A 14525-nucleotide genomic window follows, 5' to 3' on the forward strand; every position below is an offset into this window, starting at 1 on the left:
GGAAAGGAAGTCATGACGAGCGTCGACACCGCCACTCGGCGGGCCAGGCAGCACGCCGGCCCCGCCTGGATGATCATGGCGCTGGCCTGCGCCTGCCAATTCATGGTCATCCTGGACTCGTCCATCGTCAATCTCGCCCTGCCGTCGATCCGCGAGGACCTCGGCTTCACCGCCACCGGCCTGGCCTGGGTGGTGAACGGCTACCTGCTCACCTTCGCCGGCTTCATGCTGCTGGGCGGGCGCGCCGCCGACCTGGTCGGCCCGCGCCGGATGCTGGTCGCCGGGCTGCTGGTGTTCTCCGCCTCGAGCCTGGTCGGCGGCCTGGCGACGGCCGCGGAGGTGCTGGTGGCGGCCCGCGTCGCGCAAGGCGTCGGAGCCGCCATGATGGCCCCGGCGACGCTGGCCGTGATCAACACCTCCTTCACCGAGCCGAACGCCCGCGCCAAGGCGTTCGGCATGTGGTCCGCCGCGGGCGGCGTGGGCGGGATGGCCGGCGCGATCGCGGGCGGAGCCATCACCACCGGCCTGTCGTGGCGGTGGGTCTTCCTCATCAACGTGCCGATCGGCGCAGTGCTGATCGCCGTGGCCATGGCGGTGCTGGCCGGCACGCGTACCGGCCGGCGGGAGCCGCTCGATCTCGCCGGTGCGATCACCGGGACGGCGGGGCTGGCGGCGCTGGTCTTCGGGGTCATGCAGAGCGCCGATCACGGCTGGTCGTCGGCGCTGGTCGCCGGGCCGGTGGTGGCGGGCCTGCTCCTCCTCGTCGTCTTCACCGTGGTGCAGGCGCGTTTCGCCGCCGTGCCGACCATGCCCCTGCGGCTGTTCAGGAGCCGCGCGGTGGCCGTCGGCAACGGCATGCTGCTGCTGTTCGGCGCGATCCCCATCGCGATGTGGTACTTCACGTCGCTGTTCCTGCAGAACGTTCTCGGTCACAGCGCGCTGCAGGCCGGGCTCGGGCAGACACCCGCGGCGGTGACGTTCCTGGTGATCGCGCGGTGGGCCGCCCCGCTGCTGCCGCGCACTGGTGCTCGCCCCTTGGTGCTGGCCGGCAGCGCCTGTTTCCTGGTCGGTTTCGGCTGGCTCGCCCAAGCCGACGCCGCCAGCGGCTACCTCGCCGGCGTGCTCGGGCCCACGCTGCTCGTCGCGATCGGCATCGGGCTCACCTTCCCCACCCTCATGGCCGCGGCGACCGCCGACGCCCCCGAGGGCGACGCGGGGATCGCCGGTGGCCTGGCCAACACCGCCGGCCAGGTGGGCGGGGCGATCGGCCTGGCGGTGCTCGCGACGGCCGCCGGCACCCGAGCCGCGTCGGAGGCGGGCGGAAGGCTCTCGCCGGCCTCCCTCGCCGCCGGCTACGACCTGGTCTTCCTCCTGGCGGCCGGGCTCGGCCTGGCAATCGCGTTGGTCAGCGTGCTGCTGCCGCGGCACCGCTTCACCCGCTCGCCGCATCTCCAGGAGTCGTCCGTATCAGGTGGGCGGCCATTGCCGTAGGGCCATGTCGGCCACCAGGTGGAGGTCGTCGCGGGTGGCGCCACCGGCGGCCTGAACGGCGATGCCGTTGGCCACGGCCATGAGGTATCGGGCGAGCAGGCCGGGATCGGTCTCCGCGGGAAGGTCGCCCTCGTCGACGGCCCGCTGGAACCGCTCCCGCAGGAGCGAGATGCCGTTGTCGCGCCAGGCCGCCAACGTGTCCCGGGCGCTGAGACCGGCCTCTCCCGCCGCCAGCGAACCTTGGACGCCGAGGCATCCGGCGGGACAGCCGGGACTGGTGGTTGCCCGGACGGAACCGTTGAGGAACGCGGTGGCCACCTGCCACGCCGTCGGCTCCTCCAAGGCCCGCGGGACGTATGAGGCGGGGCCGTCGGTGTAACGCTGCAGGGCCTTGTGGAACAGGTCTTCTTTGCTGCCGAAGGCGGCGTACATGCTGGTGCGGCTGATGCCCATGGCGTCGGTCAGGTCGGTCAGGCTGGCGCCCTCGTAGCCCTGCTCCCAGAAGACCCGCATGGCCTGGTCGAGCGCCTTGTCGACGTCGAAGCCGCGTGGCCGGCCGATCGGCGCGTTCCTCCGGGTGTTCACGTGATCGATCATACCTCTTCTGTACCGATCGGTCCTGAACTGCTATCGTCCACTTCGGCACCGATCGGTACAGATTTCTATCGAGGTGAAAGCAATGGGACAGCTGGAAGGCAAGACCGCCGTCGTCACCGGCGGTGGAACGGGGATCGGTCTGGCCGCCGCCATACGGCTGGCGGCCGAGGGCGCGCACGTATTCATCACCGGCCGCCGGAAGGCGGTCCTCGACGCGGCGGTGGAGCGCATAGGCCCGGCGGCGGTGACCGCCGTGCCGGGCGACATCTCGGACCTGGCCGACCTGGACCGGCTCTACGCCGCGGTCCAGGCTCGGGGCCGGGGCCTGGACGTGCTGTTCGCCAACGCCGCCGCCGCGTCGTTCGCGACGCTGGAGCAGGTCACCGAGGAGCACTTCGACGAGACCTTCGGCGTCAACGTCCGGGGCACCTTGTTCACGGTGCAGAAGGCGCTGCCGCTGCTCAACGACGGCGCATCGGTGATCCTGAACAGCTCGGTGCGCGCCGGCGACGGTGTCGCGGCGTTCGGCACGTACGCGGCCTCCAAGGCGGCGATCCGGTCCTTCGCCCGGACCTGGGCCAACGAGCTCAAGGGCCGGAACATCCGGGTCAACGCGATCTCTCCGGGCACCATCGACACTCCTGGACTCGACGGCGTGGCCGGGACGGCGGACACCCCCGTCACCAAGTCGGATTTCGCCGCGGCGGTCCCGCTCGGCCGGATCGGACGCCCGGACGAGGTCGCCAATGTGGTGGCGTTCCTCGCTTCCGACCAGGGCAGCTTCTTCCTCGGCGCCAACCTGGTCGTCGACGGGGGCGAAGTGCACATCTGACGGGCATCGTCCTGTCTGATCCCGGCCGGGTCGGAAGGTCAGCGCAGGCCGGCACGCCGCAGCCAGGATTGGACGGCGGCGCTCGCCTGCCGGACCTCTTCGCCGCGCACGGCGAGCCCGTCGCCGATGGTGGCGCCGGGGCAGGCGTCCGCGTACTCTTCGGGCGCGGCGCCCAGTCCGCTGACGGCATAGGTGACGACGGGCAGGACGGTCTTGCCGGTGAAGTCGAGGCTTTCGGCGAGAGTGCGCATGATCATGGGTGGGCGCACGTTCCAGATGCCGCTGCCCAGCAGGACGACGTCGTAGCCGTCGATGGCCGGGACGGGGCCGGCAAGGGCCGGGCGGGCGTCGGCGTCCTGTTCGCGAACGTTGCGCGCTCTGGCGTCGTCGTAGTCGTCGGAGTAGGGTTCGGCGGCCTCGATGCGGTGCACGTCGCAGGCGATGCGCTCGCTGATCAGGCCGGCCAGCACCTCGGTGTTGCCGACTCGCAGCTGCTTGCGGCCGCCGTAGTGGTAGTTCTCGCCGGCGCGGGAGAAGTAGGCCAGCAGGACACGCGGTCTCGGTCCGGTCCCGGCGGGGGACGGCGTCGCGGTGGGGTTCGTGCCTGCGGTGCCCTGAGATGGCTGGGCGCCGCAGCCCGTCAACCCGGTGCCGCCGGCGACCGCCAGTACGGTCGCGGCGGTGGCGCGCAGGAAACCGCGCCGGTTATGGCGGTCGGTGATGGGATCGCCGGGAAGCCGGTGTGCGCCGGTGCTGTTCACGCGGTCGCCTCCTCGCGCTTGCTGTCGTTGATCGGGGTGGCGGGCACGGTCGAGGGGGTCTGCCTGGCGGGGGCGATGACGAGCATGACGACGAGCAGCGCCAGTGCGAGCAGGACGGTGGAGCCGGTGAGCGCGGCGCTCACGTGCGCGGCGACCCCGCCCGCCCCGCCCGGCGCACTGCCGGGGGCTGCGGTCCGGGTCGAGGCGGCGACGAGAATGCCCAGCCCGAGGGCCATGCCCAACTGGTGCGCGGTGTTGACCAGGCCGGAGGCGGCGCCGGCGTCGGCGGACCCTATGCGGGCGATCCCGGCGCTGGTCAGTGGGGCGAACGCGAGTCCCTGGCCGGCACCGATGAGCAGCATCGGCAGGGCGACCGCCGTGAGATAGGTGTCGCCGGCGTCCAGCCGGCTCAGCCAGGCCATTCCGGCGGCGGTGGCCGCGACTCCGGCCGTCAGCAGCGCCGCGCGGGGCAGCCGGTCGGACAGCCGCGGGATGGCCATCGCGACGGCGAAGTTGACCGCGGTCATCGGCAGGAAGCCCAGGCCGGCCTGCAAGGGGTCGAAGCCGAGCACGTCCTGCAGGTACTGGGTGGTGAAGTAGAAGAATCCGATCATCGCGCCCATGTAGAGCATGCGTGCGGCGTAGGCGCCGCTGCGTTCACGGTCGCGGAACAGCCTCAGCGGCATGATCGGCTGCTCGGCCCGCGATTCGTGGAAGACCAGCGCCGTCAGCAGCAGCACGCCCGCCGCGAGCCCGGCCAGGGCGACCGGCGCCGCCCACCCGTACTCGGCGGCGGAGACGATCCCGAAGACGAGAGCGCCCATGCCGAGTGTCGCGTACCCGGCGCCCAGGGCGTCGAACCGGCCCCGGCTGCGCCCGGTCTCGGCCAGTACGCGCCGGGCGGCCACGATCATGGCGACGGCGATCGGCACGTTGACGAGGAAGGCGGCCCGCCAGGAGATCCAGGCGGCCAGGGCGCCGCCGACCAGCAGGCCGAGGCTGGCCCCGATGCCGGCGGTGGCGCCGTACCAGGCGACCGCACGGGCGCGCTCGCGGCCGTTGAAGTGCGCGGTGATCAGGGCCAGCGAGGTCGGGGCGACGATGGCGGCGCCGATGCCCTGCAGGGCACGTGCGGCCACGATCCACCAGCCGGTGGGCGCGAGCCCGATCAGCAGCGAGGCGACGCCGAAGATCGACAGCCCGGCGACGAACAGCCGCCGCCGGCCGAGGAGGTCACCGGCGCGGGCGCCGAGCAGGAGCAGACCGCCGAAGACGAGCGTGTAGGCGTCCTGCACCCAGGACAGCACGCCCGGGCTCAGGTCCAGATCGGCGCGGATGCTCGGCAGCCCGGTGAAGATGACCGAGTTGTCGAGCAGGATCATGAAATAGCTTATCAGGATGATCGCCAGGATCGCGTTCGGGCGTGCCGCAGACCGTTCTACGGTGCCGCCGGCGGGGTTGGGCTGCATGCTGCCTTCCCTCGTGTGCGGATGGAATGCTCCCAGTCAACGTCGATTCGAGCGGGTGAGGGAGGGACGCTCGTTCGGGGTACTGGCCGTACCTCCTTCACCGCCGCCGCCCTGCTTACCCTGGGGTTATGAGCCAGATCGACCACCGCACCGAGGTCCGCGAGTTTCTCAGCTCGCGCCGGGCGCGCATCACTCCGGAGCAGGCGGGGCTGCCCGCCTACGGCGGCAACCGCCGCGTCAAGGGACTGCGGCGCGAAGAGGTCGCGATGCTCGCCGGCGTCTCCATCGACTACTACGTCCGCATGGAGCGCGGGAACCTGTCCGGCGCCTCCGACAGCGTGCTGGACGCCCTGGCCCGCGCGCTGCAGCTGGACGAGGCCGAGCGCGAGCACCTGTTCGCCCTGGCGCGGGCCGCCGGGCCGGGCCAGCGCCGCCGCACGACGCCGACCACGGTGCGGCCGGTGATCCAGCAGGTGCTGGACGCCATCACCGACGCCCCGGCCTGGGTGCGCAACGGTCGCCACGACATCGTCGCCATGAACCGCCTGGCCCGCGCCCTGTACGCCCCCATCCTGGCCGACCCGCGCCGCCCGGCGAACACCACCCGGTTCGTCTACCTGGATCCGGCCGCGCGCGAGTTCTTCGTCGACTGGGACCGGATCGCCAACGACGCCGCCGCCATGCTCCGGCTGGAAGCCGGCCGCAACCCGCACGACCGGGCGCTGATCGAGCTGGTCGGCGAGCTGTCGACGCGCAGCGAGCTGTTCCGGCAGCGCTGGGCCTCCCACGACGTGCAGTTCCACCGCAGCGGTCTGAAGCGGCTGCGCCACCCGGTGATCGGCCGGCTCGATTTGAACTTCGAGTCGATGGAGCTGCCGTCGGAGCCCGGCCTGACCCTCAACGTCTACACCGCCGTTCCCGGCAGCCCCACCGCCGACGGCCTCAAGATGCTCGCCAGTTGGGCGGCCACCCAGGACCTCGCCGAGGTACAGCAGCCGGCCCCGGACCAGAGCTGACCCACGCCCCGCAGCACAAGCCTGTCAGGCGCGCGGAACGCCGCTGCGCGAAACCCCGTTGGGGGGCTCTGTCAGTACCTGTAACAACAGACCCTGCCGCATGTTCGAGCGAGCCGGTTGAATAGACCTTGACCAGGGAAAACACCGGCATCGAGGCAGGTATAGGGGCGCATGCGGCGAATCGGCCGACCCGATGACGTGGTAGCGGCCTTCGGCCCCGCAGCCGCCGAAACGCCCCAGCCGGTGGCTGCTTCGAACCAATGCCGCCATTTCCTGGCTTTGACCCTGATGACCTTGAAGGTGCCGCGCGGCCGCTGCGGCACCGGCCCGGATTTGCCTGTACGGATCCGGCCCCGGGCAGGCCCGACGACGAAGACAAGAACGGAAATTCTCGATGCGAGCTACATACATGTACGGCGCCGGTGACGTGCGCGTGGAGACCGTGCCGGACCCGGTCCTGCAGCGGCCCACCGACGCGATCGTCCGCATCGTGCGCTCGTGCATCTGCGGCAGCGACCTGCACCCGTACCACAACCTGCCGGCCTCGCCGCAGGGCACCCCGATGGGGCACGAGTTCCTCGGCGTCGTCGAAGATCTCGGCACGGAGGTGTCCGGGCTCAGGCGTGGTGACCTGGTGGTGGCGCCGTTCGCCTACTCCGACAACACCTGCGACCTCTGCCGTGAGGGGCTGCACACCTCCTGCCCCAACGGCGGCTTCTGGGCCGCCGGCGACGTAGGCGGGGCCCAGGCGGAGGCGATCCGCGTCCCGCAGGCGGCCGGCACCCTGGTCAAGCTGCCCGTCGGCGAGAACAGCATGCTCCTGCCGTCGCTGCTGACCCTGGCGGACGTGTACGGCACCGGCTACCACGCCGCCAAGCAGGCCCACGTCACCCCGCGCACCACGGTCGCGGTGATCGGGGACGGCGCGGTCGGGCTGATGGCGGTGCTGTCGGCCCACCGGCTGGGCGCCGAGCGGATCATCCTGATGGGCCGCCACGACGTGCGCACCAAGCTCGGCATCGACTTCGGCGCCACCGACGTCGTGCCCGAGCGCGGAGGCGAGGGCGTCGAGAAGGTGCGCGAGCTGACCGGCGGGCAGGGGGTGCACGCGGTGCTGGAGGCGGTCGGCTACCGAGACGCCTACGAGACCGCGTTCGGCATCGTCCGCCCGGGCGGGGTGATCAGCCGAGTCGGTGTGCCGCAGTACGAGGAGGCGCCGATCGGCTTCGGCAGCCTGTTCGGCCCGAACATCACGCTGACCGGCGGCCCCGCCCCGGTACGCGCCTACATCGACGAGCTGCTGCCCGGCGTACTGGAGGGCACGGTGGAGCCGGGCCGCGTGTTCGACCAGACGATCGGCCTGGAGCAGGTTCCCGACGGGTACCTCGCGATGAACGACCGCACCGCGCTCAAGGTCCTCATCCGCCCGTAGCGCGCCCATCCTGTGGAGGCACAGACCATGAACCTGACGTTGAACAACGGCGTCTCGATGCCCGCTCTGGGATTCGGCGTGTTCCAGACGCCGCCGGAGGAGACGGCCGAGGCGGTGCGGTCGGCTCTGGAGATCGGGTACCGGCTGATCGACACCGCCGCGGCCTACGGCAATGAACGCCAGGTCGGTGAGGCGATCCGCCGTTCGGGCCTGGACCGCGACGAGGTGTTCGTCGAGACCAAGGTGTGGATCAGCGACTTCGGCTACGACGAGACGCTGCACGCCTTCGACAAGAGCGCCGGCAAGCTGGGCGTCGAGACCATCGACCTGTTCATCCTCCACCAGGCGCTTCCGTCCCGGTTCGACCTGACCCTGCGGGCCTACCGCGCCCTGGAGACGCTGCTGGCCGACGGGCGGGTGCGGGCCATCGGCGTCAGCAACTTCATGCCCGGCCATCTGGACGCGCTGATGAAGGAGGCGTCGGTGGTGCCCGCGGTGAACCAGGTCGAGGTCCACCCGTACTTCACCCAGCCGCAGGTGCAGGCCGCCGACACCGCGCGGCAGATCATCACCCAGGCGTGGTCGCCGATCGGCGGGATCACCGGTTACCGCGGCACCGGCACCAGCACCTTCGACGACCCGGTCATCAAGGGGATCGCCGACGCGCACGGCAAGACCCCCGCCCAGGTCATGCTCCGCTGGCACCTGCGGGAGGGGCGGGCGGCCATCCCCAAGTCGGTGCGCCCCGCACGCATCGCAGAGAACTTCGCCGTGTTCGACTTCGACCTCACGGACGCCGAAAGCGCGGCCTTGGACGCCCTCGACACCGGAGTACGCGGCGGCCCTGAGCCTGATGCCGTCACCTTGGAGTCCTTCGGCAGGACCATCCCCGAAGCCTGACCTGAAGAAGGGACGTCCAGGTCGGGATGGCGACCGTTCGGACTCGACCTCGGCCAGATCGCCGAACGCAACAACGCCACGCCCGGCCGCTCGCCCGGCACTGAAGGTCCTCATCACCATGCTGAACCGAAGGAGCATCTGACCATGGCCGCCTGGACCAGCGACGAACTCACCGCGATCGGCGAGGCCGAGGAACTCGACCTCGCCTCCCGCCGCGCCGACGGCAGCTTGCGCCGGCCCGTGACGATGTGGGTCGTGCGCGTCGGTGACGACCTGTACGTGCGCTGCATGAACGGCCGCGCCGGCGCCTGGTACCTCGGCGCCCAGACCCGCCATCAGGGCCGCGTCACGGCCGGTGGCGTGGCAGCCGAGGTGACCTTCGCGGACACGGACCCCGGCGACACCGCCGTCCACGACCGGATCGACGAGGTCTACCGCACCAAGTACCGCCGCTACGGCGCCAACATCATCGGCGGCGTCGTCAACCCCGCGTCGCGAGCCGCGACGATCAAACTCACCCCTGAAAGGTCATCATGAAGCACATCAAGCTGGGCGAACTGGACGTCTCCCGCATCGGGCTGGGCTGCATGGGCATGTCCCACGGCTTCACCGGGGCCGGCAGCGACGACGCCGAGTCCATCCGCACCATCCACCGCGCGCTCGACCTGGGCGTCACCCTCCTGGACACCGCCGAGATCTACGGCCCGTACACCAACGAGGAACTGCTCGGCAAGGCCCTCAAGGGCCGGCGCGACCAGGTCGTGCTCGCCACCAAGTTCGGCCTGGTCTCCCACGCCGGCGACGGCCCCTGGAACCTGGACAGCAGCCCGGCCAACATCCGCACCGCCGTCGAGGGCTCGCTGCGCCGCCTGGGCACCGACCACATCGACCTGTACTACCAGCACCGCGTCGACCCGAAGGTGCCGATCGAGGACACCATCGGCGCGGTGGCCGAACTCGTCCAGCAGGGCAAGGTCCGCCACATCGGCCTGTCGGAGGCGTGGCTGGACACCATCCGCCGCGCCCACGCGGTCCACCCGATCACCGCGCTGCAGTCGGAGTACTCGCTGTGGACCCGCGACCAGGAAGAGGTGCTGCCGCTGCTGCGCGAGCTGGGCATCGGGCTCGTCGCCTACTCCCCGCTCGGCAAGGGTTTTCTGACCGGGAAGATCCGCTCGGAGAGCGACTTCGGCCCCGACGACTTCCGCGCCACCAACCCCCGCTTCACCGGCGAGAACTTCCAGCGCAACCTCGCACTCGCCGACGAGGTGCAGGCCATCGCCCACGAGGCCGGCGCCACGCCCGCGCAGGTCGCGATCGCCTGGCTGCTCAGCAAGGGCGACGACATCGCCCCCATTCCGGGCACCAAGCGGGTCGCGCGCCTGGAGGAGAACGTCGCCGCCGACGGCCTCGTCCTGACCGCCGAGCAACTCGCCAAGCTCGACAGCCTGCCCCCGGCCGCCGGCGGGCACCACAACGAGGCGCAGATGCAGATGATCGAACGATGACGGGATCCGCCATGCGGGCGGTCACCCTGGACAACGGCGTCGAGAGGCCGATCCTCGGCTTCGGCGTCTACCAGATCCCGTCCGAGCAGACCGAACAGGCGGTGCCCGAGGCCCTGGCGGCCGGTTACCGGCTGCTCGACACCGCGGCCGCGTACCGGAACGAGGGAGCCGCCGGCCGCGCGATCAAGAACAGCGGCAAGCTGTGGATCTCCGACACCGGTGAGGAGAACGCCCGGCGCGCCTTCGACGAGATCACGCCCGCGGCCAACCAGATCGAGACCCACCCGTTCTTCCAGCGCACGCAGTACCAGCGGCTCAGGGTCGAGCGCGGGGTCCAGATCGGGTCGTGGGGCCCGTTCGACGAGGGCCGCAACAACCTGTTCACCCATCCGGTGCTGAGCGACATCGCACAGGCGCACGGCAGGTCGGTGGCTCAGGTCGTGCTGCGCCGGCTCATCCAGCGCGACGTGGTCGTCATCCCCAAGTCGGCACACGCCGACCGGATGGCCGAGAACTTCGACGTCTTCGACCTCGAGCTCACCGACGACCAGCTGAGCCGCACCGCCGGCCCGGACACGGGCCACTCGTCGTTCCTCGACCACCGCGACCCGGCCATGGCCGGCCGGGTCGGCAACCTGCGCCTCACCGACTGATCACAGGAGACGGCAGTGCACACCAGAACACTCGGACAGGGCCTGCGGGTATCGGCCGTGGGGCTCGGCTGCATGGGCATCTCACAGAGCTACGGCCCGAACCCCGGCACCCGCGAGGACATGATCGGCGTGATCCGCTCCGCCCTGGACGCCGGGGTGACCTTCCTCGACACCGCGGAGGTCTACGGCCCGTACCACAACGAGGAGCTCGTGGGCGAGGCCATCGCGCCGATCCGGGATCGGGTGCAGGTCGCCACGAAGTTCGGCTGGGACATCCGCGATGGTAAATCCGTCGGCCTGAACTCCCGGCCGGAGCAGATCCGCAAGGTCGCCGACGCCTCCCTGCGGCGCCTGCGTACCGATCGCATCGACCTGTTCTACCAGCACCGGGTGGACCCGGACGTACCCATCGAGGACGTCGCCGGCGCGGTGGGCGAACTCGTACAGGCAGGCAAGGTCCAGTATTTCGGCCTGTCGGAGGCGTCGGCCACCACGATCCGCAAGGCGCACGCCGTGCACCCGGTCACCGCCGTGCAGTCGGAGTACTCACTGTGGACCCGCGACCCCGAACCCGAGGTGCTGCCGACGTGCGCGGAGCTGGGCATCGGGTTCGTGCCGTTCAGCCCGCTCGGCAAGGGCTTCCTGACCGGCACCGTGGCCCCGAACACCTCCTTCGCCGACGGCGACATCCGGGCGACGATCCCGCGCTTCGACGCCGAGCACCTGCCCGCCAACCAGGCCCTGGTGGACCAGGTACGCAAACTGGCCGACGCCAAGGGCGCCACGCCGGGGCAGATCTCCCTGGCCTGGCTGCTGGCCCAGCAGCCGTGGATCGTGCCGATCCCGGGCACCCGCCGTCTGTCCCGCCTGCAGGAGAACGCCGCCGCGACCACGGTGGCGCTGTCCGCCGACGAGCGGGCCGACCTGGACGCCCTGGCCGCCCGGGTCGGTGTGGCCGGCAACCGGTACGGCGAAGCACACATGAAACTGGTAGGCCGCTGAGACGGGGGGCAACCGGCCTCGGACCCTGCACCAACGAAGACGCCTGCGGCAACGGCGCAGCCCCTGGTCCCCGAACGAGGAGATCACCGACGGAACTCCTGAACAGACACCCCCACCAGCAAGGGCCCGGCTGAATCGTTCACCGGCGATGTCTGGTTCAACGTCATCTGCGCCGGCATCGAGCGACGAGGTGTCGCGCCAGCCGATCGCCGTCCACGTCGCCGGGGCCGCCCGCATCGAGCCGCCGCGGATGCGGGTCAACATCGTCCGCTTCGCGCCCTGCTCGCGCACCGCCACACCACCGGCCCGACGCTGCACGTCACCGAGGGCATCGGCCTGGTCCAGTCGCGCGGCGGCGAGATCGTCGTCATGCGGCCCGGCGACACCGCCCAAAACCCCGCCCGGCGAGTGGCACTGGCACAGCGCCGCCCCCGACCACTTCATGGCTCACCCGGCCATGTGTGTGTGGGGCGATCCGGACGTCCCCGAAACCGAATGGGGTGAGCAGGTCACCGACGACGAATACCGCGCCCACCCTGCCATCGGCTGGCCCGGCCCTTCTCAGGAGCAGTACCGAAGGGCGGGCCGGCGTACTCGGCCTCGAACTCGTGTTGATCCTCAGCGCGGCGGTCGCCATACCCGCCCGACCCTCGGCACTACGGCGCCCTTACATAAATCCGCTCAAATCCCCTTCGCCGCACATCCCCTACATTGCGCCGGAAGCCCCATCGGCCCCACTGCCACCTACCGAGCACCAAGCGCAGGTCCACCGCTCGTACTGCTGCACAGCGAGGTAACCGCTCCGCAACCAGACAGAACCGGTTCGCACCCACATCCACCCATGATCGCCACGAGCAGCGGGACGCGTTCCCTCCACCCGCACCGCTGACCACTCACACCTGCTTTCTCCGGGTATCCGACGGGCTCCCGGAAAAAGCCCCCTATGACGAACGCAGCTCCGCAGCCACCGCCCGTTCCCGCAACTGCGCCGCCTCCGCCCGCGCCGCCTCCAACTCGCCCCGCAGGTCCTCAAGCCGCATCCGCTCCAGCCTCAGCTCAGCCAGCAACCCATCCCGCTCCTTGGCCGCGGCATCCGCCCGAGACTTTTCCCGCAGGACCAGCTTCCGCTCCTTGGACAGCGCCGCAGCGGACTCCGTCGCCTTCCCCTCGAGCCGCTCCACCTCAGCGCTCGCCTGCGAGGCATCCTTGAGCGCCACCGCGCGATCCCGTTCGGCCTCGGCCGCCGCCCGTTCGGCCGTGACGGCCCGTTCCACAGCACGGTCCCGCTCCTGCGCCGCCGCCTCCGCCCGAGCCTGCGCCCCGATGACCTCCCGTTCGGCCTGCTCACGCGCCCGCACGGCCGCCACCGTCTCGTCTCGGGCCCGGTCATGCCCCTCCCGCGCCTGTTCGGCCTCCTCCCGAGCCCGTACGGCCTCCGCTCGCGCCTCGCCGACGCGCTGCTCAGCCTGTTCCAGCGCCTCAGTGGTACGCCGCTCGGCCGCGTCCACCCGCTCGGCCAGCTCCTGAACGGCCTGGTCCCTGGCCTGCTCCGTCAACTCGACCCGATGCAGCGCCTCCTCGGCCCGCCTCTCGGCCGTCTTCGCACGCCGTTTCGCCTCCTCGGTCGACTGCATCGCCTGCCGTTCGGTGCTCGCGGCCTCCCGCAACGCGGCCAGCGCCTGCTCCCGGGCCCGCTCAGCATCCCCCAGCGCGGTCTCGCGCTCACCTTCCGCCTCTTCGAGCCGAACCCGCATCTCGGCCGTCTGCCTGCGGGCGTGCTCGGCCGCCTCCCGCGCGAGCCGTACCTGCTCGAACGCCTGCTCCCGCTCGGTACGCGCGATCGCGACCCGCGTGTGCGCCTCGGCCTGCACCGCGCTCAGCTTCGCCTCGACCCCCGCCGGACTCAGCTCTTCGGCCAGGGCTCGCGCCAGCGGCTCGATGGCGGCGGCCAGCCCGTTCTCCATCCGGTCGTACAACTGCTCGGCCCTGGCCAGCGCCCCCTCCAGCCCCGGCGTGGCCCGCCGCAACTCCCGCTCCCGCTTGGCCGCCGCCTGACAGTCCTTCTCAGGGCAGTACGCCTTGGGCCGCCCCCTCCCGCGCCGCTGCTCGATCGGCGCCCCACAGTGCTTACAAGGCGTCACCACACTGGTCTCCGCAGTCACACCGACAGTCTACCATTTTCGATTTTCCAGAAAATAAAAATCGAAAAACAAGATCCGTTGCGCAGCGGCCACCTCCACCTAACTTTTGAGAAGGCAACATTCCCGCAAGTTACGACCTGCCCGACGACCCGGGCGCCGACGCGCCGCTGTCCTGCCTCAGCGAGAGTGATGCGGCTCAGTCAAGCTGACGCCGTGACTCAGTGGATCTGATGTCGGCTCAGTGAAACTGATGCAGAGCGCCTGCCTGGCGGGTCATAACCAGCGCTGCCTTGTGATGATCGTGACGTGGGTGGTGCTGGTATGTCGGTGCGCGCGGTAGCGGGCGATACCCGGTTACGGGGCCGGCAGGGATTCGAGGTCGTAAACGCCGACGAGACGGAGGGCGAGGTGCGCATGCCGCTGGCGAGGGCCGGGGCCGTGCCATTCGAGCAGGTGCCCGCCGTCCGGGAGCTCCCATCGTTGATCTTGGGTTATTGAGCGTTTCTACTGGTCAACGCGGTGATGTTCAGTTAGGCAGGTAGGCCGCCTGCTGTCTGTGGCAGGTGGAACTCCGCGCCCGCGCTGCGCGTCTTCTTTCATGAAGAAGATTGTTCCCACCCATCGCCTTTGGTGCTTTGCCCCATGGGCGTCCCATTCAGCCCCCTGGACGTGAAGATGCCGTTCGTTGAGGTCAAGGTCCCGCAGTTCCCCGAGAGCGTCCCG

General features: G+C 70.7%; 13 protein-coding genes. 9 read left to right on the forward strand and 4 right to left on the reverse strand.

The genetic code is table 11. The features are described 5' to 3' along the window. The first annotated feature begins 12 nt into the window (after positions 1–12). Positions 13–1491, forward strand: coding sequence for an MFS transporter (locus ABZS69_RS47475; protein WP_355385383.1), 1479 nt, complete (start codon positions 13–15; stop codon positions 1489–1491). Here ABZS69_RS47475 and ABZS69_RS47480 read toward each other — a convergent pair. After that, entirely contained in the window at positions 1468–2076 is a 609-nt protein-coding gene (locus tag ABZS69_RS47480) for a TetR/AcrR family transcriptional regulator (RefSeq protein ID WP_355385386.1), read from the reverse strand. The two genes, ABZS69_RS47475 and ABZS69_RS47480, sit on opposite strands and share 24 nt — an antisense overlap. 94 nt (positions 2077–2170) lie before the next feature. Between ABZS69_RS47480 and ABZS69_RS47485 the strand changes: the two genes are divergently transcribed. Then, positions 2171–2920, forward strand: a complete 750-nt coding sequence (locus ABZS69_RS47485) for an SDR family oxidoreductase (RefSeq protein WP_355385388.1) — start codon at positions 2171–2173, stop codon at positions 2918–2920. Positions 2921–2958: 38 nt separating this feature from the next. On the opposite strand, the gene ABZS69_RS47490 is transcribed toward ABZS69_RS47485, so the two are convergent. Continuing rightward, positions 2959–3681 (reverse strand): flavodoxin, encoded by a 723-nt coding sequence (locus ABZS69_RS47490; protein ID WP_355385391.1) that lies wholly within the window; start codon positions 3679–3681, stop codon positions 2959–2961. After that, positions 3678–5150, reverse strand: coding sequence for an MFS transporter (locus ABZS69_RS47495; protein WP_355385394.1), 1473 nt, complete (start codon positions 5148–5150; stop codon positions 3678–3680). Before ABZS69_RS47495 ends, ABZS69_RS47490 begins: the two co-directional genes overlap by 4 nt. Positions 5151–5287: 137 nt before the next feature. Between ABZS69_RS47495 and ABZS69_RS47500 the strand changes: the two genes are divergently transcribed. The 7 genes from ABZS69_RS47500 to ABZS69_RS47530 all read left to right on the forward strand — a co-directional run bounded on the left by ABZS69_RS47500 (position 5288) and on the right by ABZS69_RS47530 (position 11661). Beyond that, complete coding sequence (locus tag ABZS69_RS47500) at positions 5288–6166, forward strand: helix-turn-helix transcriptional regulator (protein WP_355385432.1); 879 nt, start codon at positions 5288–5290, stop codon at positions 6164–6166. A gap of 394 nt (positions 6167–6560) precedes the next feature. Further along, complete coding sequence (locus tag ABZS69_RS47505) at positions 6561–7598, forward strand: alcohol dehydrogenase catalytic domain-containing protein (protein WP_355385397.1); 1038 nt, start codon at positions 6561–6563, stop codon at positions 7596–7598. Between the two features lie 27 nt (positions 7599–7625). Next, entirely contained in the window at positions 7626–8498 is an 873-nt protein-coding gene (locus ABZS69_RS47510; protein WP_355385400.1) for an aldo/keto reductase, read from the forward strand. Positions 8499–8642: 144 nt separating this feature from the next. Continuing rightward, complete coding sequence (locus tag ABZS69_RS47515) at positions 8643–9035, forward strand: DUF2255 family protein (RefSeq protein ID WP_355385403.1); 393 nt, start codon at positions 8643–8645, stop codon at positions 9033–9035. Next, the gene (locus tag ABZS69_RS47520; RefSeq protein WP_355385406.1) at positions 9032–10006 is read left to right on the forward strand and encodes an aldo/keto reductase; all 975 of its coding nucleotides are present in this window, start codon (positions 9032–9034) and stop codon (positions 10004–10006) included. Before ABZS69_RS47515 ends, ABZS69_RS47520 begins: the two co-directional genes overlap by 4 nt. Further along, complete coding sequence (locus tag ABZS69_RS47525; protein WP_355385409.1) at positions 10003–10659, forward strand: aldo/keto reductase; 657 nt, start codon at positions 10003–10005, stop codon at positions 10657–10659. Before ABZS69_RS47520 ends, ABZS69_RS47525 begins: the two co-directional genes overlap by 4 nt. Before the next feature lie 15 nt (positions 10660–10674). Further along, positions 10675–11661 (forward strand): aldo/keto reductase, encoded by a 987-nt coding sequence (locus ABZS69_RS47530; protein WP_355385412.1) that lies wholly within the window; start codon positions 10675–10677, stop codon positions 11659–11661. Between the two features lie 941 nt (positions 11662–12602). On the opposite strand, the gene ABZS69_RS47535 is transcribed toward ABZS69_RS47530, so the two are convergent. Further along, complete coding sequence (locus tag ABZS69_RS47535) at positions 12603–13802, reverse strand: hypothetical protein (protein WP_355385415.1); 1200 nt, start codon at positions 13800–13802, stop codon at positions 12603–12605. Positions 13803–14525: the final 723 nt, after the last annotated feature.

Origin of the sequence: Nonomuraea sp. NPDC005650 (genome assembly GCF_040605375.1) — a bacterium.
Taxonomy (GTDB): Bacteria; Actinomycetota; Actinomycetes; order Streptosporangiales; family Streptosporangiaceae; genus Nonomuraea.